The organism is Pseudomonas sp. S1_E05, assembly GCF_056337105.1.
In genome coordinates, this window is the sequence record NZ_JBFRHM010000001.1 from 5662656 (window position 1) to 5684720 (window position 22065).

Sequence of the window (22065 nt, forward strand, 5' to 3'; positions counted from 1 at the left end):
TCGAAGTAGGACAATTGCCGGCTTCACGTCACCATCAGCGACTTTGAATGGCCTTCCTTGCACTCGGTATTAACCACAAGACTGCTTCAGTAGACGTCCGCGAGCGCGTGGCCTTTACCCCTGAGCAACTGGTTGAGGCCTTGCAGCAGCTCTGCCGACTCACCGACAGCCGCGAAGCTGCGATCCTCTCCACCTGCAATCGCAGTGAACTCTATATAGAACAGGATCAGCTTTCGGCTGACATCGTGCTGCGCTGGCTGGCGGATTATCACCATCTGAGCCTCGACGAGCTGCGCGCCAGCAGTTATGTGCATGAAGATGATGCGGCAGTTCGTCACATGATGCGGGTCGCCTCCGGGCTCGATTCGCTGGTGCTGGGTGAACCGCAGATTCTGGGCCAGATGAAATCGGCCTATGCGGTCGCGAGGGAGGCCGGTACTGTCGGTCCGCTGCTCGGTCGTCTGTTCCAGGCCACGTTCAACGCTGCCAAACAAGTGCGCACCGACACCGCCATTGGTGAAAACCCGGTGTCTGTGGCCTTTGCCGCCGTCAGCCTGGCCAAGCAGATTTTCAGCGACTTGCAACGCAGCCAGGCCCTGCTGATCGGAGCGGGCGAGACCATCACTCTGGTCGCCCGCCATCTGCATGACCTCGGGGTCAAGCGCATCGTCGTCGCCAATCGGACGCTGGAGCGCGCGAGCATTCTGGCCGAGCAGTTCGGCGCCCATGCCGTGCTGCTCTCGGATATTCCGGCAGAGCTGGTGCGCAGCGACATCGTCATCAGTTCCACGGCCAGCCAGTTGCCGATCCTTGGCAAAGGCGCGGTGGAAAGTGCCCTGAAGCTGCGCAAGCACAAGCCGATCTTCATGGTGGACATCGCCGTTCCACGGGACATCGAGCCGGAAGTCGGCGAGTTGGACGATGTTTACCTTTATAGCGTCGACGATCTCCATGAAGTGGTCGCCGAAAACCTCAAAAGTCGCCAGGGCGCTGCACAAGCGGCCGAGGAAATGGTCTCGGTGGGCGCCGAGGATTTCATGGTGCGCCTGCGCGAGCTGGCGGCGGTGGATGTGCTCAAGGCCTATCGTCAACAGAGCGAGCGCCTGCGCGACGAAGAACTGCAAAAGGCCCAGCGGTTGCTGGCCAACGGTGGCAGCGCCGAAGAGGTGCTGGTGCAACTGGCGCGCGGCCTGACCAATAAACTCTTGCACGCGCCAAGCGTTCAATTGAAAAAGCTCTCTGCCGAAGGTCGCCTCGATGCGCTGGCCATGGCCCAGGAACTCTTTGCCCTCGGTGAGGGCTCATCGAACAGCTTTTCGGATAAAAAACCGCAATGAAAGCGTCACTGCTCAACAAGCTGGACGTGCTCCAGGATCGTTTTGAAGAACTGACCGCCTTGCTTGGCGACGGCGAAGTCATCAGCGACCAGACCAAATTCCGCGCCTATTCCAAGGAGTACGCGGAAGTCGAGCCGATCGTGGCGACTTATAAGCAGTTGCTCAAGGTCCAGGCCGACCTCGAAGGTGCCCAGGCTTTGCTCAAGGACAGTGACGCCGACATGCGCGAGATGGCCGTGGAAGAAGTCCGTGAAGCCAAGGAGCAACTGGTCGAGATCGAAGCCCTCTTGCAGCGCCAGTTGCTGCCCAAGGATCCGAACGATGGCCGCAACGTGTTCCTTGAAATCCGTGCTGGCACCGGCGGCGACGAGGCGGCGATTTTCTCCGGTGACTTATTCCGCATGTACTCGCGTTACGCCGAGCGGCGTGGCTGGCGAGTGGAAATCCTCTCCGAGAACGAAGGCGAACACGGCGGCTATAAAGAAGTCATTGCCCGGGTCGAAGGCGAGAATGTTTACGGCAAGCTGAAATTCGAATCCGGCGCGCATCGTGTGCAACGGGTTCCGGCCACCGAATCCCAGGGCCGCATCCATACATCGGCGTGCACCGTGGCGGTGCTGCCCGAGCCGGACGAACAGGAAGCGATCGAGATCAACCCGGCGGACCTGCGTGTCGACACGTACCGTTCTTCCGGCGCGGGCGGTCAGCACGTCAACAAGACCGACTCGGCAATCCGCATCACTCACTTGCCGTCGGGCATTGTCGTGGAGTGCCAGGAAGAACGTTCCCAGCACAAGAACCGTGCCCGTGCGATGGCCTGGCTGTCCGCCAAACTCAACGACCAGCAGACCAGCGCTGCAGCGAATGCCATCGCCAGCGAGCGTAAACTGCTGGTGGGTTCGGGGGATCGTTCCGAGCGCATCCGCACCTATAACTATGCCCAGGGTCGGGTGACTGATCACCGCATCAACCTGACCCTGTATTCGCTTGACGAAATCCTCGCCGGTGGCGTCGATGCGGTCATCGAGCCTTTGCTGGCCGAGTACCAGGCTGATCAACTGGCGGCCATCGAATGACGATCATCGCCAGTCTGTTGCGCGCTGCCGATCTGCCCGACTCGCCCACGGCGCGTCTGGATGCCGAGTTGTTGCTGGCGGCGGCATTGGGCAAGTCCCGCAGTTTCCTGCACACCTGGCCGGAGCGCATCGTCCCGGGCGAAGCCGCGTTGCAGTTTGCCGAGTACCTGCAACGCCGTCGTGGCGGTGAGCCGGTGGCCTACATTCTGGGTCAGCAAGGTTTCTGGAAGCTTGACCTTGAGGTTGCGCCGCACACACTGATACCGCGTCCTGACACCGAGTTGCTGGTGGAAGCGGCGCTGGAGCTGTTGCCCGCGACTCCGGCCACCGTGCTCGATCTGGGCACCGGTAGCGGCGCCATCGCCCTGGCCCTGGCCAGCGAGCGCCCGGCGTGGAAAGTCACGGCGGTGGATCGCGTGATCCAAGCCGTGGCCCTGGCCGAGCGTAACCGCCAGCGTCTGCAACTGGACAACGCCACGGTGCTGAACAGTCATTGGTTCAGCGCCTTGGCCGGCCAACGTTTTCAATTGATCATCAGCAACCCGCCTTACATCGCATCAACTGATCCGCATCTGGCAAAAGGCGATGTGCGTTTCGAGCCGGCCAGTGCGTTGGTTGCCGGTGTGGACGGGCTGGACGATCTGCGCCTGATCGTCGCGCAGGCACCGCAGCACCTGGAATCGGGGGGCTGGCTGATGCTCGAACACGGTTATGATCAGGCAGAGGCCGTGCGTGATCTGTTGCAGACTCACGGGTTTGCCGAGGTTCGCAGCCGCACCGATCTGGGCGGCCACCAACGGATCAGCCTGGGGGTGCCTGCCGTGCTGAATGATCAGGAATTGTTGCGCTACAGTCGGCAGATTTTGCTGCAACACGTCGACATCGACGGTCAGGCGCGCCTGAAACAGAGCCGCGTATTGATCGTCGGCCTGGGTGGCCTTGGATCACCCGTCGCGCTGTACCTGGCGGCAGCCGGTGTGGGCGAGTTGCACCTGGCGGATTTCGACACCGTCGACCTGACCAACCTGCAACGCCAGATCATTCACGATACCGACAGCGTTGGCCAGACCAAGGTCGACTCGGCGATGCGCCGACTGAGCGCGATCAACCCCGAGGTCCAGCTGATCGCCCATCGCACGGCGCTGGATGAGGATTCCCTGGCCGCCGCAGTGGCGGCAGTGGACCTGGTGCTGGATTGCTCCGATAACTTTTCCACCCGCGAAGCGGTCAATGCCGCGTGTGTCGCCGCCGGCAAACCTTTGGTCAGCGGGGCGGCGATTCGCCTTGAAGGGCAATTGTCGGTGTTCGACCTCCGGCGGGCGGACAGTCCGTGCTACCACTGTTTATACGGGCACGGCAGCGAAGCCGACTTGACCTGCAGCGAAGCGGGGGTGATCGGGCCGCTGGTGGGCCTGGTCGGCAGCCTGCAAGCGCTGGAAGCCTTGAAAATGCTGGCCGGTTTCGGCGAGCCACTGGTGGGGCGCCTTTTGTTGATCGACGCTCTGGGTTCACGCTTTCGTGAGCTGAGGGTCAAGCGTGACCCGGGCTGTCGCGTTTGTGGGCCAACACATGCGTGAAGCGCCCATCGGCGTGTTCGATTCCGGCGTCGGTGGGCTGTCGGTGCTGGCTGAGATCCAGCGGTTGTTGCCCAATGAAACGCTGCTGTACGTGGCAGACTGCGGGAACATCCCCTACGGCGAGAAAACCCCGGAGTTCATTCGCCAGCGATGCAGCGTGATGGCCGAATTTTTCCAGGCGCAAGGCGCCAAGGCCCTGGTGCTCGCCTGCAACACGGCGACAGTCGCCGGGGTGGCCGACCTGCGTCGTGATTATCCCCAGTGGCCCATCGTGGGCATGGAGCCGGCGGTCAAACCCGCCGCAGCAGCGACGCGCAGCGGCGTGGTCGGTGTCCTCGCGACCACCGGCACCTTGCAAAGCGCCAAGTTCGCCGCCTTGCTCGACCGCTTCGCCACCGACGTACAAGTGATCACCCAGCCCTGCCCAGGCCTGGTGGAACTGATTGAAAACGGTGACCTGCACAGTCCGGCCTTGCGCACGCTACTGGCCAGCTACGTTGGGCCGTTGCTCGCGGCCGGTTGCGACACCATCATCCTGGGCTGCACCCATTACCCTTTCCTCAAGCCGATGCTGCGGCAGATGATCCCCGAGGACATCAGCCTGATCGACACCGGCGCGGCGGTGGCGCGTCAATTGCAACGGCTTTTGTCGCAGCGCAATCTGCTCGCTGATGGCCCGGCGCGTGAAGCGCAGTTTTGGACAAGTGCCGATCCGGTTCACTTCAGTCACATTCTGCCGATACTGTGGAAGTCTTCTGGTGTTGTAAGTCGTTTGGGCCGATAAACAATTTATGGGGGGATGGCTAATCAGAATGAACTTCTGAATAAACGCCGATTTCTATAGGCTGGTTCTGCTCAATAACGAAAAAATCTTACGTGATGGTTCGCAAAAGGATGTTTCTGATGAAACGACTGTTTTGTTTGGCCGCGATTGCGGCTGCGTTGATGGGGAATAGTTTTACCGCCCAAGCGGCAGGCGTGGAGTTCGCGGTCGGCCAGACCAGCGATTCGACCATGACCTATCGATTGGGGATGAATTTTGATTGGGACAAAAGCTGGCTCCAAAGTGACGTTGGTCGCCTGACCGGTTACTGGAGCGGCGCCTACACTTACTGGGAAGGCGACAAGACTTCCAGCAACAACAGCCTGTCGTTCTCGCCGGTGTTCGTTTATGAATTTGCCGGTCAAAACGTGAAGCCCTACGTTGAACTTGGGGTCGGCGTGGCGTTGTTTTCCAACACCGAGCTTGAAGACAACAAGTTGGGCGGCTCCTTCCAGTTCGAAGACCGTCTGGGATTCGGCCTGCGTTTTGCGGGCGGGCATGAAGTCGGCATTCGCGCAACGCATTACTCCAACGCCGGGATCAGCAGCCCGAACGACGGTGTAGAAAGTTACGCATTGCACTACACGATGCCGTTGTAATTCCTGTTGTTTAAATGAACTGTGGGAGCAAGCCCGCTCGCGATGCGGTGAGTCAGTCAACATCACTATCGACTGGTACACCCCTCGCGAGCAGGTTCAGCGCTCTTGTAGGAGCGGGCTTGCCCGCGATGGCGTCAGCCCAACACGCCATTACCGATACGCCGTAGCAATCCCCCGACGCTCCTCGATGCACTCCGGTGCGCCCATCTCGAACTCCCGGCAAATCAGCGGACGCTTCTCATAGATCGTGCACATCATGGTGTTGCGATCCAGCGCGGCACACCAACCATCGTCCAGGCGCAGCATGACTTCGCCGCCCCAATCATCCGTGTCGATAAACCGCTCGGGCACACCCGTGTCGGTGATCAACATGACTTCGAGCTGACAGCAGCAGGCTGCGCAAGTCGAGCAAGTGACTGCAGGCTCGACGATTTGCGTGTGGGCGATGGTTTTCATGGCGCGCAGTGTAAGTCAGCTGATCGCCGCTGTGTGAAAGGTCTGACGGACGCTTAGGGTCGAGGGTCGCAGTTCGCCAGCCGCCTGGCCATGAAATGCAGCGTCGGTAACACTAGCGACCAGAGTACGCCGAGGCCGATCAGGGTTGGCCACTGGCCGTAGGGAAATTGCACCCCGGCCAGTTGTCCTCCGGCGTAATACGACAATGGGCCCGCCACGGCCCCAAGCAGGCTTGCCAGCCACCAGGGGCTGGCCGTCCATTGCAGGCTATGGCGCAACGTTGTGGCCAGCAGTGCCCACATCAGCATCAGCCACAGAGGAATCAGCGGTGCGATATCGTTGAAGTCGAACACCCCCAGCCAGCGCAATGAACTGTCGACAGTGGTGCCCAGCAGGACCACGCTGAGGATCAATCGGCCTTCGTCCGCCCAGCGACTTATCCACAGCAGATGGAACACCAGCACTCCCATGGCCACCAACAACCACAGGCTGTTGCCACCCATTACGCAGGCCAGCCATCCGATCTGAAACAACAGCGCGTTGATCAGCCGCTCAGGCATCGAATTGGCCAAGCAACGGTGCCGGCATCGCCGCAGGCTTGGCCAGCAGCAATTGTGCAGTGCCGATGGTGCGCTCCAGAAAGCCCCCCTCGCAATAACACAGGTAGAACTCCCACAGCCGCAGGAAGCAATCGTCGTAGCCCAGCTCGCTCAAGCGTCCCTGGGCACGGCGAAAATTCTCGTGCCACAGGCGCAGGGTTCGCGCGTAGTGCAAACCAAAATCTTCCATGTGCAGCAAGTTCATGTCGGTGTCGCGGCTGACGATTTCCAGCATCTTCTGCACGCAGGGCAGAGCGCCTCCGGGAAAGATATAGCGCTGAATGAAGTCGACACTGTTCCTGGCCTGTTCGTAACGCTGTTCGCGGATGGTGATCGCTTGCAACAGCATCAAGCCGTTGCTCTTGAGCAGGTGTGCACATTGCTTGAAGTAAGTGGGCAGAAAGCGGTGCCCCACCGCTTCGATCATCTCGATCGACACCAATTTGTCATATTGCCCGGTGAGATCGCGATAGTCCGTGAGCAGCAACGTCACCCGGTCTTGCATCCCCAGGGCTTCGATGCGCCGTGCGGTGAAGGCGTACTGTTCCCTGGACAGCGTGGTGGTGGTCACCGTGCAACCATAGTTTTGTGCTGCGTACAGCGCCATGCTGCCCCAGCCGGTGCCGATTTCCAGCAGGTGATCGCTCGGTTTCAGGTCGAGTTTGCGGCAGATGCGCTCCAGCTTGTTCAACTGCGCCTGTTCCAGGCTGTCGTCGGGGCTGCGGAACTGGGCGGCGGAGTACATCATGGTCGGATCGAGAAATTGTTCGAACAGGTCATTGCCCAGGTCGTAATGAGCGGCAATGTTTTGGCGCGAGCCTTTGCGCGTATTACGGTTAAGCCAGTGGAGCGCTTGAACGACTGGCCGGCCCAGTTTGGCCAGGCCGCCTTCCATTGCGTCCAGCACCTCAAGGTTGCTGACAAACACCCGGACCACGGCGGTCAAATCCGGCGAACTCCAGTAGCCATGGATAAAGGCTTCGCCGGCTCCGATTGAACCATTGCTCGCCACCAATCCCCACGCGGCAGCATCGAGGACCTGGATCTCCGCTTGCAAAGCGCTGCCGGCGCTGCCGAATACCAGGCGCTCGCCCTCTTCGATAATCACCAGTTGGCCCTTTTTGAGGCGTGCCAGTTGCCTGAGGACGCCACGGCGCAGCAGCGATCCGCTGAGGCCGTTGATGGCAAGCAGGTGGGTTCTGCCCGAGACGCTAATGGATTTCATGACGGTGGTCCTTGGGCGCTATGGTCGCGGTTCGGGAGCTGCCATCGGCCGCCTGATGGGCAAAGATCGGCAGGCGTTTGAGCAGCAGGCGCAGGGCTTGCCAGTAAATTCCCAGGCAGGTTTTTGCGGTCATCCACGGGAAACGCCGCAAGTAACGATGAAGGCTGGTGCGATCCAGCGCTTCGCGTTCGAGGTTGAGCGTGGCATCGAACAGCTTGCGATTGCCCTGCCAATCGGCCATGTGTATCCCCAGCCTCGTAGCGGCGGGGCTGAAGCTCATGCGGTGCTCAAGATCGCGCGGCAGGAAGGGCGACACATGGAAGGCCTTGGCCACGCGAAAATGCTGATGAAAGTCGTGTAGGTCATCGGGCGTCCTGGCCGGCAATACATAGTGATAGCGCTCGCGCCAGGGCGTGTTGGTGACCTCGGCGAGAATCGCCGCTAATTGACCGTCAAGTTCGTAGCAGTAGAAAAAGCTCACCGGGTTGAACGACAACCCCCAGCTGCGCGGCTGGGTCAGCAAGCAGATCGAGCCTTGCGGCACATGACCAATCGCCTGGCCGACGTGTTCGCGCACCGCATCGCTCAAGCGCATGCCGTTGCCGGTATAGGCCTTGAGGTAATCGCTTTCACGAAACGAAAAAGCCGAGAAACGCTGATTGCCCGACAGCGGCGACAAGCCCAGTACGGCGTCCTGCTCATCCAGATCGAGGTACAGCAGGCCGATCCGGTAACGGAACTCATGCTGCTTTGGGGAAAATCGGCGGTGGCGTATCCAGCCGCTGTAGAGGGCGCTGTTCACAGTGTGAGCCCAAATGACCGGGCCACGCGCAATGCGCTGACCACGCCATCTTCATGAAAACCGTTGGCCCAGTAGGCGCCGCAATAGAAGGTGTGCTGCGCGCCGTTCAGTTCTTCCCAACGTTGCTGTGCCGCTATCGCCGTCACGCTGTATTGCGGATGGGCGTAGGTAAATTTGCCGAGCACTTTCGATGGGCTGATGCCGGCGCTCTGGTTGAGGCTGACGCAGAACGTGGTGTCGCTCTCAATGCCCTGCAAAATGTTCATGTTGTACGTCACGGCGGCTCGGGTGTGGCCGCTGCCACCGAGGCGGTAATTCCAGCTGGCCCAGGCCGATTTGCGGGTGGGCAGCAGCCGTGTGTCGGTGTGCAGCACCACTTCGTTGTTGGCGTAGGGCAGGGCACCGAGGATCGACTGTTCGGCGGCGCTGGGGTCGGCCAACAGGTTCAGCGCTTCGACGCTGTGGCAGGCAAACACCACTTTGTCGAAGCGTTGACTGCCGGCGGCGCTGTGGATAACCACGCCTTCGGTCGTGCGCTCGACCCGTGTCACCGGGCACCCAAGGCGTATCCGATGTTTGAACGACGCGGTCAGCGGTTCGACATAGGCACTTGATCCGCCCTCGATCACACACCATTGAGGTCGATTGCGCACCGACAGCAAGCCGTGGTTCTTGAAGAAGCGGACGAAGAACTGCAATGGAAAACCGAGCATGTCGGCCATGGACATGGACCAGATGGCGGCGCCCATCGGCACGATGTAATGCAGGGTGAAGCGCTCGCCGTAGCCGTTCGCCGCCAAGTAATCCCCGAGCTTGGTATCGGCGGCGATGCGGCCCTCGGCGAGGTCGCGTGGTGCTTGTTTGTTGAAACGCAGAATGTCTCGCAGCATTCCCCAGAACCCGGGCGACAGCAGATTGCGGCGCTGAGCGAAGAGGCTGTTGAGGTTGTTGCCGTTATATTCCAGGCCACTGTCGGGGTCCATGACCGAGAAACTCATCTGCGTCGGCTTGAAGCTCACGCCAATCTGCTCCAGCAGACGAATGAAATTGGGATAGGTCCAGTCGTTGAACACAATGAAGCCGGTGTCCACGACATAGCGGCGACCCTCGACGCTCACGTCCACGCTGTGGGTGTGGCCACCGACGCGATCATCGGCTTCAAACAGGGTGATCTCGTGGTTGCGATTGAGCAGGTAAGCGCTGGTCAGCCCCGAGATGCCACTACCGATAATTGCGATGTTCACGTCTCATCCTTGATCGGTGGATTGCTGCGCACCATGCGTTTGCCGATGGCGAACTTCACGCCGTTGGGCATTTTCGACAGGGGCCAGAGCGCCGCCATGAACAGCGCCGGGAATGCGATTTCCAGGGGGCGATCCTTGAGTTTGGCGAAGATGTGACGTGCGGCTTTGCCCACTGGCCAGCTCAGAGGCATGGGGAAATCGTTTTTTGCGGTCAGGGGTGTCTCGACGAAACCCGGGCTGACCACGGTGACTTCAATGCCGTCCGGCGCCAGGTCCAGGCGCAAGGATTCGAACAGATACCGCAACCCCGCTTTTGACGCGCCATAGGCTTCGGCTCGAGGCAGCGGCAGGTAGGTCACGGAGCTGGCAACGCCCACCAGATGGGGAGCGACACCCTTGCGCAACAGGGGTAAGGCGGCCTCGATACAGTAACTGCTGGCCAGCAGGTTGGTGCGCACCACGTGCTCGATGATCGAGGCATCGAACTGGCGAGCGTCGACGTATTCGCAGGTTCCAGCGTTCAATATCACCGTATCCAGTGCGCCCCAGAAGTCGGCTATTTGTTCGCCGATTTCACGTACGGTCTGGCTGTCGGTCAGATCACCCGCCACCACCAGCACTTGCCCCGGATAGCGTTTGGAGAGGATTTTCAAGGGCGCGACCGAGCGGGCACTGACAGCCAGTTGCGCGCCGGTTTTCAATATTTCTTCGGCCAGTGCGGCGCCAATGCCGCTACTGGCGCCGGTCAGCCAATACCGTCTTGCAGGTGTACGACTCATCCCATCCTCCTTTTCAACCAGGCAATCGCCCGGCCCAGCACGGGCACATGTTCATAAAGCAGCGCGCCAGCATCGAAGTAATCCCGGTGGCGATACACCTTGTCGCGCCAGCGCAGGTACGAACATCCGTCAACGCGAATCAGCCGACCGCCGGCCAGGCGCGGATGGCGATAACTCATGACCCAGCGCAGGTAGCCTTCGCCCTCGGCAATCTGGTCAAAGCCATGAAAGTCGAAGCGCAGCTCACTGACATTGGCGTAGAGCGCCGTGAAATAGCGACGCAGTGTTTCCAGTCCCTGTACGTCATGCAGCGGATCGGTAAAGTGCACGTCGGCGGTGTACAGCGCGTCCAAGTGCTGAAGATTGTCTTTGTCCAACTTGGCAAACTGCCGCGCAAAACCACGCAGGAAATCACTCATGATCCTCTCCGGCAGGTTGTCGTGATGGCAGGTCCTTGAACGCGGCCAATGCACGTGCACGCGAGGTGCTCAGATTGACGATGGGCGAGGGATAATCCGCTACCCCGAACAGACCACCGAGGTGGGCCGGGTTGTGTACATCCTTTTTGTTCAGGTCGGCCAGCTCCGGCAGCCAGTGCTTGATGAACACGCCTTCGCGGTCGAATTTTTCCGACTGGCTGATCGGATTGAATATCCGGAAATAGGGTGCCGAGTCGGTGCCGGTGGACGCGCTCCACTGCCAGCCGCCGTTGTTGGCCGCAAGGTCGCCGTCGATCAGATGACGCATGAAGAACCGCTCGCCTTCGCGCCAGTCGATCAGCAGGTTTTTTGTCAGGAACATCGCCACGATCATGCGCAGGCGGTTATGCATCCAGCCGGTTTCCAGCAATTGGCGAATCGCCGCGTCGATGATTGGCAGGCCGGTGCGTGCTTGCTGCCAGGCCTGGAGCTCCTTGGGCGCCTTGCGCCAGGCCAAGGCTTCGGTTTCCGGGCGGAAGGCGCGGTGTCGGGAGACCCGGGGGTAACCCACCAGAATGTGTTTATAAAACTCGCGCCACAGCAGTTCGTTGATCCAGGTGACCGCGCCGACCTTGCCGCTTTCGAACTCGCCCTGATTGCTCTGCAAGGCCGCATGCAGGCATTGGCGCGGGGAAATGACACCGGCAGCGAGGTACGCCGAGAGCTGGCTGGTGCCGGGTTTGGCAGGGAAGTCACGCTCGCTCTGGTAGTAGTCGATCTGCACATCGGTGAACGACTCGAGGCGCCGTTGCGCTTCAGCTTCACCCGCCGGCCAGAGACTGCGCAGGGCTTCGCCGCAAGGCTCGAAGCCCTCGATCTGCGAGGGGATCTCGTCGCTGGCGATGTCCAGCTTCGCTTGCGCTGACGGTGCTTTCACCCGGCTTGGCAGCGAACGGTGCAGGCGCTCGTAACACACCTTGCGGAACTGGCTGAACACCTGGAAGTAAGTGCCGGTTTTGGTCAGCACGGTCCCGGGCTTGAACAGCAATTGGTCCAGGTAACTGTGAAAAGTGATGTCGTGCCGGTTCAGCAGGTCGGCCACGGCCGTGTCACGACGACTTTCATGGATGCCGTATTCCTCGTTGGCATGCACCGCTTCAATGTTCAATTGACGGCAAAGGTCGAGCAGGACCTTGGGCGCTTCACCCCAATGGTTGGCCGTACGAATCATCAAGGGAATGTGCAGTTCGCCCAGTGCCTTGCTCAACTCGCCGAGGTTGCGCAGCCAGAAATCCACCTTGCAGGGCGCGTCATCATGCGCTTGCCATTGTCCAGGACTGAGCAGATACACCGCGACACACGGTCCGCAGGCTGCTGCAGCCGAGAGGGCGGTGTTGTCATGTAGGCGCAAGTCACTGCGCAGCCAGATCAATTGCATGCTGTTATTGGCACTCATCTTAATAAAGCCCGCGCTGAGCCCATTGCCGATGCGCCGATAACGGATCTTCGGCCAGGGACAAATCAGCGATCTCGGAGGTTTTCAGCGTCAACTCGGCGTGGTGGATGCACACGGTCGGCCCTGCGATCATTTTTGGGCAACTGACGCCATTCAACAGCTTTGGCAACTGCGCCAAGTTGATGGCTGTGCTGGAGTAGAGCAGTACGCCACGCGCTTGCAGGTGATCGATGGCCAATGCAAGTTCGCCTGTCGGCAGTGGCCAGTCGAACACCTCCACCGGGCAGTCGGCGCTGCTGATCAGCCAGGCGGTCAGCCACAAGTAAGGTTCCAGTGGCCGGTCCGAATGATTGATCAGCAGCAGCGGCGAGCCGCGCAATTGGCGGTTGTTGTGGTAAATGCGGGCACCGAACTTGCTGCGCAGCCAGGAGTGGAAAAAGACGCGTTCCATCTGTGCGCCAAACTGACCTTGCCAGCGTTGCTCAAGCTCGGCCAGCAACGGCATCAGCAGGTGTTCGCACAGGGTTTGCGGCGGATACAGCGCGATGGCCTGGTTGACGGTGTCATCCAGGCTGCGCTCATTCAACAGCGTGACCGCTTGCAGCAAGGCGCTGCGCAGGACGTGCCAGTCGTTTTCTACTGCGGCGCTGTGTGGCTGCGGTGTATCGAGCAGCTGCTTGACCTGGCTGACAGCCACACCGCGATTGAGCCAGGTCAGGATCGTCAGGATGCGTTGCACGTGCTCGGCACTGAACAACCGATGCCCCTTTGGCGTGCGCTGCGGCACGATCAGGCCGTAGCGACGCTCCCATGCACGCAGGGTGATCGCGTTGACGCCGGTCTGCCGAGCCACCTCGCGGATCGGCAGCCAGCCGTCATCGAGGGCCTTCTTGAAGTCGGCGCCAAGGTCTTCGCCGGCACTGCTGTCAATTGCGCTTTTCATCAGATCGCATTTCGCAGGCTGAGGTTTTCCGGGTGCGGTTGCAGGTAGACCTGCTGCGCAATGTACGGATCCGGGTGTTGGCGAAAATGGTGTTTGAGCAGCGTCAGCGGCACCACCAGCGGCACGATTCCGTGTCGGTATTGGCCAATAACGTGCTGCACCTCCTGTTTGTCTTCGGCACTGATGCAGCGCTTGAGGTAGCCGCTCAGATGCTGCAAGACATTGGTGTGGGTGCGACGCGTGGCGCATTGTTTCAATGCCGCCATCAGTTCGCTGAAATAGCGCGGGCCCAGTTCGCGAGGATCGGTATCGCCCATGTTGCCCAGCAAATTGCCGAGGGTCTTGTACTGCACCGGGTGGTGGGCCATCAGCAGGTATTTGTAGCGCGAGTGGAAATCGGTGAGCGCGCGACGGGTCAGGCCTTCTTGCAGCACGCATTGCCAGTCGCTGTAGGCAAACACGCGGGTGAGGAAGTTCTCGCGCAGGACCGGGTCGTTGAGCCGACCTGCTTCTTCCACTGGCAAGTTCGGATGCTGTGCACAAAAGCCTGGGCGTAGACGCCACGACCTCCGCCATCGACCGGCGCACCGTTGGGGTGATAGACCTTGACCCGCTCCAGGCCGCACGACGGCGACTTTTGCATGAAGATGTAGCCACAGATATCGCTCAGTTCGCCGGCCATTTGCTCGCCGAAATCAGCCAATGGCCGAGTAACGTTCAGTTCGGCGTCAACGGTGCCGACGGCTTCGGGATGGTCCGGATTGCCGACCAGGCGAATCGGTTGCCGGGGAATGCCCAGGCCGATCGCGACTTCCGGGCAGACCTCGATGAAATCGAAATACTCGGCAAGGGTGAGGCTGCAGAGGGCCGATTGCTTGTGTCCGCCGTTGAAGCGCACCTCGGCGCCCATCAGGCAGGCACTGATGGCTATTTTCGGTTTCACGCGGGTATCGGGCATTGGCGCACCTCGAATCTAAACCTGTACAGACTAATAATTCTGTACAACATGAGTTCATCATAGATTCAAAGGTGTACAAGTCAAACTTTTTGTATAAGTTGTGCCGTCTCGCGGTGCTGGGTCACTTCCAGCCCGGCATCCAGGCTTCGCCGTTTCTCAGGGCCTTCCAATCGAGACGTTCACTGCGCCTGGTCAGCACCGCCTGCAGTTCAACGTCCAGTACGGTGCCCGCATCATCGCGGTAGAGGTCGGTCACCAGAAAGTGTTTTTCGCGGTTTTGCGGATGGACTGCTGTCCATTTCGACAGCAGCAGTTTGCTCGGATTGATCGGGTTCATTGCAGGTGTTCGTGCAAGCGCCGTGCAGCTTCCTGGCCACTGAGCCAGGCCCCTTCTACCCGCCCTGACAGGCACCAGTCGCCACAGGCATAAAGGCCCAGGTCGGCGTCGGCCAGGGTGCCCCATTCATGGCTGCTGGCAGGTCGGGCATAGAGCCAGCGATGGGCCACGCTGAAGGTGGGGGCGGGCATGCTGCTGTGCAGCAATTCGGCGAATGCACCGTGCAATTGTTCGATCACCGCCTCCTTGGGCAGGTCGATGTGTTGTCGGCTCCACGCGCTGGTTGCGTGCAGTACCCAGGTGTCGAGGGTGTTGTCTCGTCCTGGTTTGCTGCGGTTGCGGGCCAGCCAGTCGAGCGGACTGTCCTGCACGAAGCAACCTTCCATGGGCGTGTCCAGCGGCGTTTCGAAGGCCAGGGCGACCGCCCAGGTCGGGTCCATTTTGACCCCCGCTGCCGCGCCGGCGAGCTTGGGCGCAGAAGCCAGCAGCGCCGTGGCCTGAGGGGCTGGCGTGGCGATGATCACGTGGCTGAACGGGCCGTGGGTAAAGCCTTCGGCGTCCTGTAGATGCCAGTGCTCTTCACCGCGATAGACCTCGGTGATGCGGCAGCCAAACTGCACCTGCAAGTCACCGAGCAGCCCTCGGGTGATGGCACTCATGTGCGGCGTGCCGACCCAGCGTGTCTGCTCGTCGGGCGAGAGATTCAGTTGCCCGCCGTGGTAGGTGTAGAGCTGCGGCGCCCATTCGGCGACCCAACCCTTGGTTTGCCAGCGCTGGACCTCGGTGACGAAGCGGCGGTCGCGCGCAGTGAAATATTGTGCGCCCATGTCCAGGGCGCCCGCATCGCTGCGTTTGCTCGACATGCGTCCGCCGCTGCCGCGGCTTTTATCGAAAAGTTGAACGACATGCCCTGCCTCGGTGAGGGCCTGGGCCGCTGAGAGTCCGGCGATGCCGGTGCCGATGATTGCGATAGGTACAGTCATAGGGGCCTCGTTTGCCTTTCTGTACAGACTACGCCGCAGATTAAACCTGTACATAATTATTTTTTGGTATAACTTTTGGTGTTCTCGTTCTGACAGCTTGGCCTATTGTTAAACACAGAGCCTGTCCGATATCAAAGATTCCCTGCTTATAAAAATAGACTAGTGATCAGGCTAAAACGCCACGCGAGGAAGAAGTCATGCACATATTGCTGACCGGCGGTACTGGTTTGATAGGCCGTCAACTTTGCCGGCACTGGCTGAGCCAAGGGCATCAACTGACCGTGGTGAGCCGCTCGCCTGCAAAGGTCAGCGAAATCTGTGGCGAAGGCGTGCGCGGTGTCGCGTCGTTCGAGGACCTTGGGCAGGAATCCGTCGATGCGGTTATCAATCTGGCGGGTGCCCCGATTGCCGATCGCCCCTGGACATCGCGGCGCAAGGCGCTCCTCTGGAGCAGCCGAATTACCCTCACTGAAAGCCTACTGTCCTGGCTGGAAACGCGGGAGCACAAACCACAGGTCTTGATTTCGGGTTCGGCGATTGGCTGGTATGGCGACGGTGGTGAGCGGGAATTGACCGAGGACTCGGCACCGGTCATCGACGACTTTGCCAGTCAGCTGTGCATTGCCTGGGAGGAAACCGCGCAACGAGCCGAGGCGCTGGGCATTCGGGTTATCTTCATCCGCACCGGGCTGGTGTTGTCCGCCGAGGGCGGCTTTTTGTCGCGGCTATTGCTGCCGTTCAAACTGGGACTGGGTGGGCCTTTGGGCAATGGTCGGCAATGGATGCCATGGATTCATATCGAGGATGAAATCGCCCTGATTGATTTTCTTCTGCATCAGAAAAGCGCCAGTGGTCCTTATAATGCCTGCGCGCCCAAACCGGTGCGCAATCGCGAGTTCGCCAAGACGCTGGGCAGCGTGCTGCACCGACCGGCCTTCATGCCGATGCCGGCGCTGGCCCTGAAAGTTGGCCTTGGGGAATTGTCATCGTTGTTGCTGGGCGGCCAGAAGGCTATGCCGGCTCGCTTGCTGGAAGCGGGCTACACCTTCCGGTTCACTGATTTGCGCGCGGCGCTGGACGACGTGTCCCGCCGCCTTTGAAATAGGATGTTGCATGACCGATCACGCGTTGCTTCTGGTCAACCTGGGTTCTCCCGCCACCACGTCGGTGGCGGATGTGCGCAGCTACCTCAATCAATTTCTAATGGACCCGTATGTGATCGACCTGCCTTGGCCGGTACGTCGTTTGCTCGTCTCGCTGATCCTGATCAAGCGCCCCGAACAGTCGGCGCATGCCTACGCCTCGATCTGGTGGGAGGAGGGTTCGCCTCTGGTGGTGCTCAGCCGTCGCCTGCAACAGGCCATGACCACTCAGTGGCGGCACGGTCCGGTGGAGTTGGCGATGCGTTATGGCGAGCCGTCGATCGAGTCGAAACTGGTGCAGCTCGCCGCCCAGGGGCATAAACGCGTCACCCTGGCACCGCTTTATCCTCAGTTCGCCGACAGCACCACGACCACGGTGATCGAAGAAGCCAAGCGCGTTGTGCGCGAGCGAAAACTCGACCTGCAGTTCTCGATCCTCGAGCCGTTCTACGACCAGCCGGAATACATCGATGCCCTGGTGGCCAGTGCCAGGCCGCATCTGGAGCAGGAATTCGATCACTTGTTGCTCAGCTTCCACGGCTTGCCGGAGCGTCATCTGAAAAAGCTCAACCCAGGGCACTGCCTTGGTGATGCTGACTGCTGCGCCAAGGCCTCGCCGCAGGTGCTCGCCACGTGTTATCGCGCACAGTGCCTGCGCAGTGCGGCGGTATTTGCCGAGCGTATGGGCTTGCCTGATGGCAAGTGGTCCGTATCGTTCCAGTCGCGACTGGGCCGGGCGAAATGGATCGAACCTTACACGGAAGCCCGTTTGGATGAGCTGGCCAAAAGCGGCGTGAGGAAGTTGCTGGTGATGTGCCCGGCATTTGTGGCCGATTGCATCGAGACACTTGAAGAGATCGGCGATCGTGGCAAGGAGCAGTTCCGCGAGGCGGGAGGGGAGGAGCTGGTGCTGGTGCCTTGTCTCAACGATGACCCGCAGTGGGCGCATGCGCTGAATGCCTTGTGTGAGCGGGCGCCTTTGGCCCTTTAAAGGCATCGCGGGCAAGCCCGCTCCTACAGGTACAGCGCTGCTTCCTGTAGGAGCGGGCTTGCCCGCTCCAACAACCATATCGGCAAGCCTTACAACAAAGGCTCATCCGCCTTTTTGTTCTTCCAGCCATCATTGCCCGGCAAAATCAGGTTCAGCGCAATCGCCACCACCGCGCACAGCGCGATGCCTTTCAGGCCAAAGTCGTCCGGACCTGTGCCGGTGCCCACCAGCACGCCGCCAATCCCGAACACCAGCGTGACCGAGACGATCACCAGGTTGCGCGCTTCGCCCAGGTCGATCTTGTGGCGAATCAGCGTGTTCATCCCCACTGCGGCAATCGAGCCGAACAGCAGGCACAGGATCCCACCCATGACCGGCACTGGGATGCTTTGCAGCAGCGCGCCGAACTTGCCGATGAACGCCAGGCTGATGGCGAAGATCGCCGCCCAGGTCATGATTTTCGGGTTGTAGTTCTTGGTCAGCATCACCGCGCCCGTCACTTCGGCGTAGGTGGTGTTGGGCGGACCGCCGAACAACCCGGCTGCGGTGGTGGCAATGCCATCGCCGAACAGCGTGCGATGCAAGCCGGGTTTTTTCAGGTAGTCACGGCCGGTCACACTGCCCACGGCAATCACACCGCCGATGTGCTCGATGGCCGGGGCCAGCGCCACCGGAACGATGAACAGAATGGCCTGCCAGTTGAATTCCGGCGCGGTAAAGGCCGGAATCGCGAACCAGGGAGCGGCGGCGATCTTGGCGGTATCGACCACGCCGAAATAGAACGACATGGCAAAACCCACCAGCACGCCGGAGATGATCGGCACCAGGCGGAAGATGCCCTTACCGAACACGGCGACGATCAGGGTGGTCAGCAGCGCTGGCATCGAGATCATCATGGCGGTCTGGTAGTGGATCAGCTCGGAGCCGTCTCCGGCCTTGCCCATCGCCATGTTGGCGGCGATCGGGGCCATGGCCAGGCCGATCGAGATGATCACCGGGCCGATCACCACCGGCGGCAGCAGGCGATCAATAAACCCGGTGCCTTTGATCTTTACGGCCAGGCCGAGGAAGGTGTAGACGAAACCGGCCGCCATCACACCGCCCATGGTCGCCGCGAGGCCGAACTGGCCCTTGGCGAGAATGATCGGGGTGATGAAGGCGAAGCTCGATGCCAAAAACACCGGCACCTGACGTCCGGTGACGATCTGGAACAGGATCGTGCCCAGACCCGCAGTGAACAGCGCGACGTTAGGGTCGAGGCCGGTAATCAACGGCATCAACACCAACGCGCCGAACGCCACGAACAGCATCTGCGCGCCGGACAGCACCGTGCGCCAAAGCGGATCGTTGAACTCTTGCTGCATGGTTACGCGTCCTTCTGCTTGGTGCCGAAGATCTTGTCACCGGCATCGCCCAGGCCTGGGATGATGTAACCGTGTTCATTGAGCTTCTCGTCGATCGACGCGGTGTAGATGGTCACGTCCGGATGAGCCTTCTCGACGGCGGCGATGCCTTCGGGGGCGGCAACCAGCACCATGGCGCGGATGTCGCGGCAACCGGCCTTTTTCAGCAGGTCGATGGTGGCGACCATGGAGCTGCCGGTGGCGAGCATCGGGTCGATGATCATCGCCAGACGTTCGTCGATCTCAGGCACCAGTTTTTCCAGGTAGGTGTGGGCCTGAAGGGTTTCTTCGTTGCGGGCCACGCCCACGGCGCTGACCTTGGCGCCCGGGATCAGGCTCAGCACGCCTTCGAGCATGCCGATACCGGCGCGCAGGATTGGCACGACGGTGATTTTCTTGCCGGCGATTTTTTCCACCGACACGGTGCCGCACCAACCTTCGATATCGTAGGTTTCCAGCGGCAGGTCTTTGGTGGCTTCGTAGGTCAGCAGGGCGCCGACTTCCTGGGCGAGTTCACGAAAATTCTTGGTGCTGATGTCTGCGCGGCGCATCAGGCCAAGTTTATGACGGATCAGCGGATGGCGGATCTCGAGGATGGGCATGGGAAAGGCTCCGGCGGCGGGCAAAAAAACCGGCCTAGATTAATCTATCCGAGGGTGTTGTCCTATAGACATTAGAGTACGTTAGTCCACAAACGCTTGATCTGACCGGGCCGGATGCGTACCTTTGCCCGCTTTTCCCAACTTGCACCCCTGGAGAGCACCATGTCCGCTGATCTCGAGCATATCCGTCAAATCATGCGAGAGGCTGACTGCCTGTACACCGAAGCGGAGGTCGAGGCGGCCATCGCCCGTGTCGGTGCACACATCAACGAACAACTGGCGGATACCAACCCGGTGGTGTTCTGCGTCATGAACGGCGGCCTGATTTTCGCCGGCAAGCTGCTCACCCATCTGCAATTCCCGCTGGAAGCGTCCTACCTGCACGCCACTCGCTACCGCAACGAAACCAGTGGCGGCGAGCTGTTCTGGAAAGCCAAGCCGGAAGTGTCGTTCATCGACCGTGACGTGCTGATCATCGACGACATCCTCGACGAAGGTCACACCCTGGGTGCGATCATCGATTTCTGCAAACATGCCGGCGCGCGCAAAGTGCACACCGCCGTGTTGATCGACAAGGATCACGACCGCAAGGCACGCCCGGACCTGAAAGCCGATTTCGTCGGCCTGCCGTGCATCGACCGCTACATCTTTGGTTACGGCATGGACTACAAGGGCTACTGGCGCAACGCCAACGGGATTTTTGCCGTTAAAGGGATGTAAGCCATGGGAACGCCGCGCTTTCTTGACCAGACCCTGTTCACCGACCTTGCCGAGAAAGCCGGGGCTAACCCGCGTGGCCGCCAGCATCACAATTTCCATGAGATGGATGAGGCCTGTCACCGAATGGCGGTGGGCCTGCAACCCGCCACCTACATTCCGCCTCACCGTCACCTGGGGGAAAACAAGGCCGAAACCTTGCTGGTACTCAAAGGGCGTCTTGGCCTGCTGATTTTCGACGAGTCCGGTAGGGTGGTGCGAAAGCAGGTTCTTCAGGCTGGTGGTGAATGTGTGGGTGTGGATTTGCCGATCGGTGTGTTCCACGGCCTCGTGGTGCTGGAAGCCGACAGCCTGATGTTCGAGTGCAAGGCCGGGCCTTATCGCCCTGTTGGCGAAGGCGAACTCGCACCTTGGGCGCCGCGAGAAGGCGAGCCGGGCGTGGCGGAGTACCAGGCCTGGATGCGCACGCAGTTCGATTGATCCCCCCTTTCCCTGTAGGAGCGAGCTTGCTCGCGATGGACGCAAGAACACCGCGGGGCATCAGGTTTCCCGCGTTACCGTTGACGTCCATCGCGAGCAAGCTCGCTCCTACAGGGGGGATGCGTTTACTTTTGGAGCCCGTCATGAGCCCTTTGATCCGCTGCTGCACCGCCCTGTTGCTGACCCTCAGCCTGCCCCTGGCGGCCGCGCCGGCGCCGATGCACGCGCAGTTCCTGCCCCCCGATGATCTGACCTTGCGCGACGCCGAGCCGGAACAGCAACAACTGTTGCAGGTCACCGAGTATTCGGTGGTGGTCGGCAGCCAGCGCCAGTCCAATCAGCAACCGATTCCGGTCACCTCGCCGTTGTTGATTCGCCTCAAGGGCAAATCCCTGAACAAGGGCGCGACCATCACCCAGGTGCTGGTCAACTTCGATGGCGAAAGCAAAAGCCTGAAAAAGCCGATCTACGACGACAAGAGCAAAACCCTGACGCTGTTCTACCCGCTGGCTCAGTACCGTGTGGTCATCGACCTGTTGCGCAATGAAACCGTGTATTGCCAGTTCCTGAGCTACGCCAATGGACACGTGTGGGCTGATTTGCACACCGGCGCCGTGCGTCCGCGTTGAGCCGGGCGGCCAGTGAGGGGTAAACTGCCGTCCCCGTGAAATGTCTGCGAGCTGGAGTCGGCAATGCGTAAAGATAAGAAGCAAGTGATTGGTGACGAGATCGGCGACGAGCAGATCAAGTTGTTTCTCGATTTCGAACCGGTCGATGCCACTTCGCCGTCTCTGCACAAACTGATCAAGGCCTATCGTGGCCTGCGCATCGACGACTTCGAACGTTTCCTGGTGTTCTTCAAGGCCGAAGGCCTGGACTTCGATGGCAAGGACGAGCACGGCAATGATTTTGTCGCGTTGATCAAGGATCAGCGTAACGCCGCTGAGTACATCGAATTGATCAACGCTGCCCGCGGCTGATCCCCTGTAGGAGCGAGCATGCTCGCGATGGAGGGCAACGATGACGCGGGGAGCCTGATGCCCCGCAGTGTTCTGGCGTTCATCGCGAGCATGCTGGCTCCTACAGGTATCGGAGATTGTATTCAGGCATAAAAAAC

The 22065-nt window shown here is 60.4% G+C and carries 24 protein-coding genes and 2 pseudogenes; 12 read left to right on the forward strand and 14 right to left on the reverse strand.

Annotation, left to right across the window (positions count from 1 at the left end; genetic code table 11):
- Positions 1–47 precede the first annotated feature (47 nt).
- From hemA to AB4N33_RS26240, 6 genes and pseudogenes are all read left to right on the forward strand, one after another.
- The gene (gene hemA / locus AB4N33_RS26215; RefSeq protein WP_460120916.1) at positions 48–1337 is read left to right on the forward strand and encodes a glutamyl-tRNA reductase; all 1290 of its coding nucleotides are present in this window, start codon (positions 48–50) and stop codon (positions 1335–1337) included.
- On the forward strand, positions 1334–2413 hold the full coding sequence (prfA, locus tag AB4N33_RS26220) for a peptide chain release factor 1 (protein ID WP_460120918.1): 1080 nt from the start codon (positions 1334–1336) through the stop codon (positions 2411–2413). The genes hemA and prfA overlap by 4 nt, the downstream gene beginning before the upstream one ends.
- Positions 2410–3225 (forward strand): annotated as a pseudogene (prmC, locus tag AB4N33_RS26225) (peptide chain release factor N(5)-glutamine methyltransferase); the annotation flags it as partial. The gene prfA and the pseudogene prmC, both read left to right, overlap by 4 nt.
- Before the next feature lie 9 nt (positions 3226–3234).
- Complete coding sequence (locus tag AB4N33_RS26230; RefSeq protein WP_476458850.1) at positions 3235–3990, forward strand: molybdopterin-synthase adenylyltransferase MoeB; 756 nt, start codon at positions 3235–3237, stop codon at positions 3988–3990.
- Positions 3983–4774: a glutamate racemase gene (gene murI / locus AB4N33_RS26235; RefSeq protein WP_476458548.1), complete on the forward strand. Its 792-nt coding sequence runs from the start codon at positions 3983–3985 to the stop codon at positions 4772–4774. The genes AB4N33_RS26230 and murI overlap by 8 nt, the downstream gene beginning before the upstream one ends.
- Positions 4775–4893: 119 nt before the next feature.
- Positions 4894–5412 carry an acyloxyacyl hydrolase gene (locus AB4N33_RS26240; protein ID WP_460120925.1) on the forward strand — a complete coding sequence of 173 codons (519 nt, stop codon included), beginning with the start codon at positions 4894–4896 and terminating at the stop codon, positions 5410–5412.
- 150 nt (positions 5413–5562) lie between these two features.
- On the opposite strand, the gene AB4N33_RS26245 is transcribed toward AB4N33_RS26240, so the two are convergent.
- The 12 genes and pseudogenes from AB4N33_RS26245 to AB4N33_RS26300 form a co-directional block, all read right to left on the reverse strand.
- Positions 5563–5868, reverse strand: a complete 306-nt coding sequence (locus tag AB4N33_RS26245; protein ID WP_460120927.1) for a YkgJ family cysteine cluster protein — start codon at positions 5866–5868, stop codon at positions 5563–5565.
- A gap of 53 nt (positions 5869–5921) precedes the next feature.
- Positions 5922–6428 (reverse strand): DUF2878 domain-containing protein, encoded by a 507-nt coding sequence (locus AB4N33_RS26250; RefSeq protein WP_460120928.1) that lies wholly within the window; start codon positions 6426–6428, stop codon positions 5922–5924.
- Positions 6421–7692, reverse strand: coding sequence for a class I SAM-dependent methyltransferase (locus tag AB4N33_RS26255; RefSeq protein WP_476458549.1), 1272 nt, complete (start codon positions 7690–7692; stop codon positions 6421–6423). Before AB4N33_RS26255 ends, AB4N33_RS26250 begins: the two co-directional genes overlap by 8 nt.
- Complete coding sequence (locus tag AB4N33_RS26260; RefSeq protein WP_460120932.1) at positions 7679–8494, reverse strand: DUF1365 domain-containing protein; 816 nt, start codon at positions 8492–8494, stop codon at positions 7679–7681. The genes AB4N33_RS26255 and AB4N33_RS26260 overlap by 14 nt, the downstream gene beginning before the upstream one ends.
- Complete coding sequence (locus tag AB4N33_RS26265; protein ID WP_476458550.1) at positions 8491–9738, reverse strand: NAD(P)/FAD-dependent oxidoreductase; 1248 nt, start codon at positions 9736–9738, stop codon at positions 8491–8493. The genes AB4N33_RS26260 and AB4N33_RS26265 overlap by 4 nt, the downstream gene beginning before the upstream one ends.
- Positions 9735–10517, reverse strand: a complete 783-nt coding sequence (locus AB4N33_RS26270; protein WP_460120934.1) for an SDR family NAD(P)-dependent oxidoreductase — start codon at positions 10515–10517, stop codon at positions 9735–9737. Before AB4N33_RS26270 ends, AB4N33_RS26265 begins: the two co-directional genes overlap by 4 nt.
- A complete protein-coding gene (locus AB4N33_RS26275) occupies positions 10514–10936 on the reverse strand; it encodes a nuclear transport factor 2 family protein (RefSeq protein WP_460120937.1) in 423 nt (140 codons plus the stop codon). The genes AB4N33_RS26270 and AB4N33_RS26275 overlap by 4 nt, the downstream gene beginning before the upstream one ends.
- Positions 10929–12374 (reverse strand): deoxyribodipyrimidine photo-lyase, encoded by a 1446-nt coding sequence (gene phrB / locus AB4N33_RS26280; protein WP_476458851.1) that lies wholly within the window; start codon positions 12372–12374, stop codon positions 10929–10931. The genes AB4N33_RS26275 and phrB overlap by 8 nt, the downstream gene beginning before the upstream one ends.
- Before the next feature lie 19 nt (positions 12375–12393).
- Positions 12394–13335, reverse strand: coding sequence for a MerR family transcriptional regulator (locus AB4N33_RS26285; RefSeq protein WP_460120940.1), 942 nt, complete (start codon positions 13333–13335; stop codon positions 12394–12396).
- Positions 13335–14293 (reverse strand): annotated as a pseudogene (locus AB4N33_RS26290) (YbgA family protein). The gene AB4N33_RS26285 and the pseudogene AB4N33_RS26290 overlap by 1 nt, the downstream one beginning before the upstream one ends.
- Positions 14294–14414: 121 nt before the next feature.
- Positions 14415–14630, reverse strand: a complete 216-nt coding sequence (locus tag AB4N33_RS26295) for a TIGR02450 family Trp-rich protein (RefSeq protein ID WP_460120945.1) — start codon at positions 14628–14630, stop codon at positions 14415–14417.
- Positions 14627–15613, reverse strand: a complete 987-nt coding sequence (locus AB4N33_RS26300) for an NAD(P)/FAD-dependent oxidoreductase (RefSeq protein ID WP_476458551.1) — start codon at positions 15611–15613, stop codon at positions 14627–14629. Before AB4N33_RS26300 ends, AB4N33_RS26295 begins: the two co-directional genes overlap by 4 nt.
- A gap of 197 nt (positions 15614–15810) precedes the next feature.
- Here AB4N33_RS26300 and AB4N33_RS26305 point away from each other — a divergent pair, with 197 nt between their 5' ends.
- Both AB4N33_RS26305 and hemH read left to right on the forward strand, forming a co-directional pair.
- Complete coding sequence (locus tag AB4N33_RS26305) at positions 15811–16713, forward strand: TIGR01777 family oxidoreductase (protein WP_460120950.1); 903 nt, start codon at positions 15811–15813, stop codon at positions 16711–16713.
- 13 nt (positions 16714–16726) lie between these two features.
- Entirely contained in the window at positions 16727–17746 is a 1020-nt protein-coding gene (gene hemH / locus AB4N33_RS26310; protein ID WP_476458552.1) for a ferrochelatase, read from the forward strand.
- A gap of 89 nt (positions 17747–17835) precedes the next feature.
- Here hemH and AB4N33_RS26315 read toward each other — a convergent pair whose 3' ends face one another.
- Complete coding sequence (locus AB4N33_RS26315; RefSeq protein ID WP_460120954.1) at positions 17836–19110, reverse strand: uracil-xanthine permease family protein; 1275 nt, start codon at positions 19108–19110, stop codon at positions 17836–17838.
- A 2-nt stretch (positions 19111–19112) separates the two neighbouring features.
- Complete coding sequence (gene upp, locus AB4N33_RS26320) at positions 19113–19751, reverse strand: uracil phosphoribosyltransferase (protein WP_476458553.1); 639 nt, start codon at positions 19749–19751, stop codon at positions 19113–19115.
- A 162-nt stretch (positions 19752–19913) separates the two neighbouring features.
- On the opposite strand from upp, the gene AB4N33_RS26325 reads away from it, so the two are divergent.
- The 4 genes from AB4N33_RS26325 (at position 19914) to AB4N33_RS26340 (ending at position 21928) form a co-directional block, all read left to right on the forward strand.
- Positions 19914–20471, forward strand: a complete 558-nt coding sequence (locus AB4N33_RS26325; protein WP_046030190.1) for a hypoxanthine-guanine phosphoribosyltransferase — start codon at positions 19914–19916, stop codon at positions 20469–20471.
- 3 nt (positions 20472–20474) lie between these two features.
- Entirely contained in the window at positions 20475–20948 is a 474-nt protein-coding gene (locus tag AB4N33_RS26330) for a WbuC family cupin fold metalloprotein (RefSeq protein ID WP_476458554.1), read from the forward strand.
- 143 nt (positions 20949–21091) lie between these two features.
- Complete coding sequence (locus AB4N33_RS26335; RefSeq protein ID WP_476458555.1) at positions 21092–21577, forward strand: hypothetical protein; 486 nt, start codon at positions 21092–21094, stop codon at positions 21575–21577.
- Between the two features lie 63 nt (positions 21578–21640).
- Entirely contained in the window at positions 21641–21928 is a 288-nt protein-coding gene (locus AB4N33_RS26340) for a PA4642 family protein (protein WP_460120960.1), read from the forward strand.
- Positions 21929–22065: the final 137 nt, after the last annotated feature.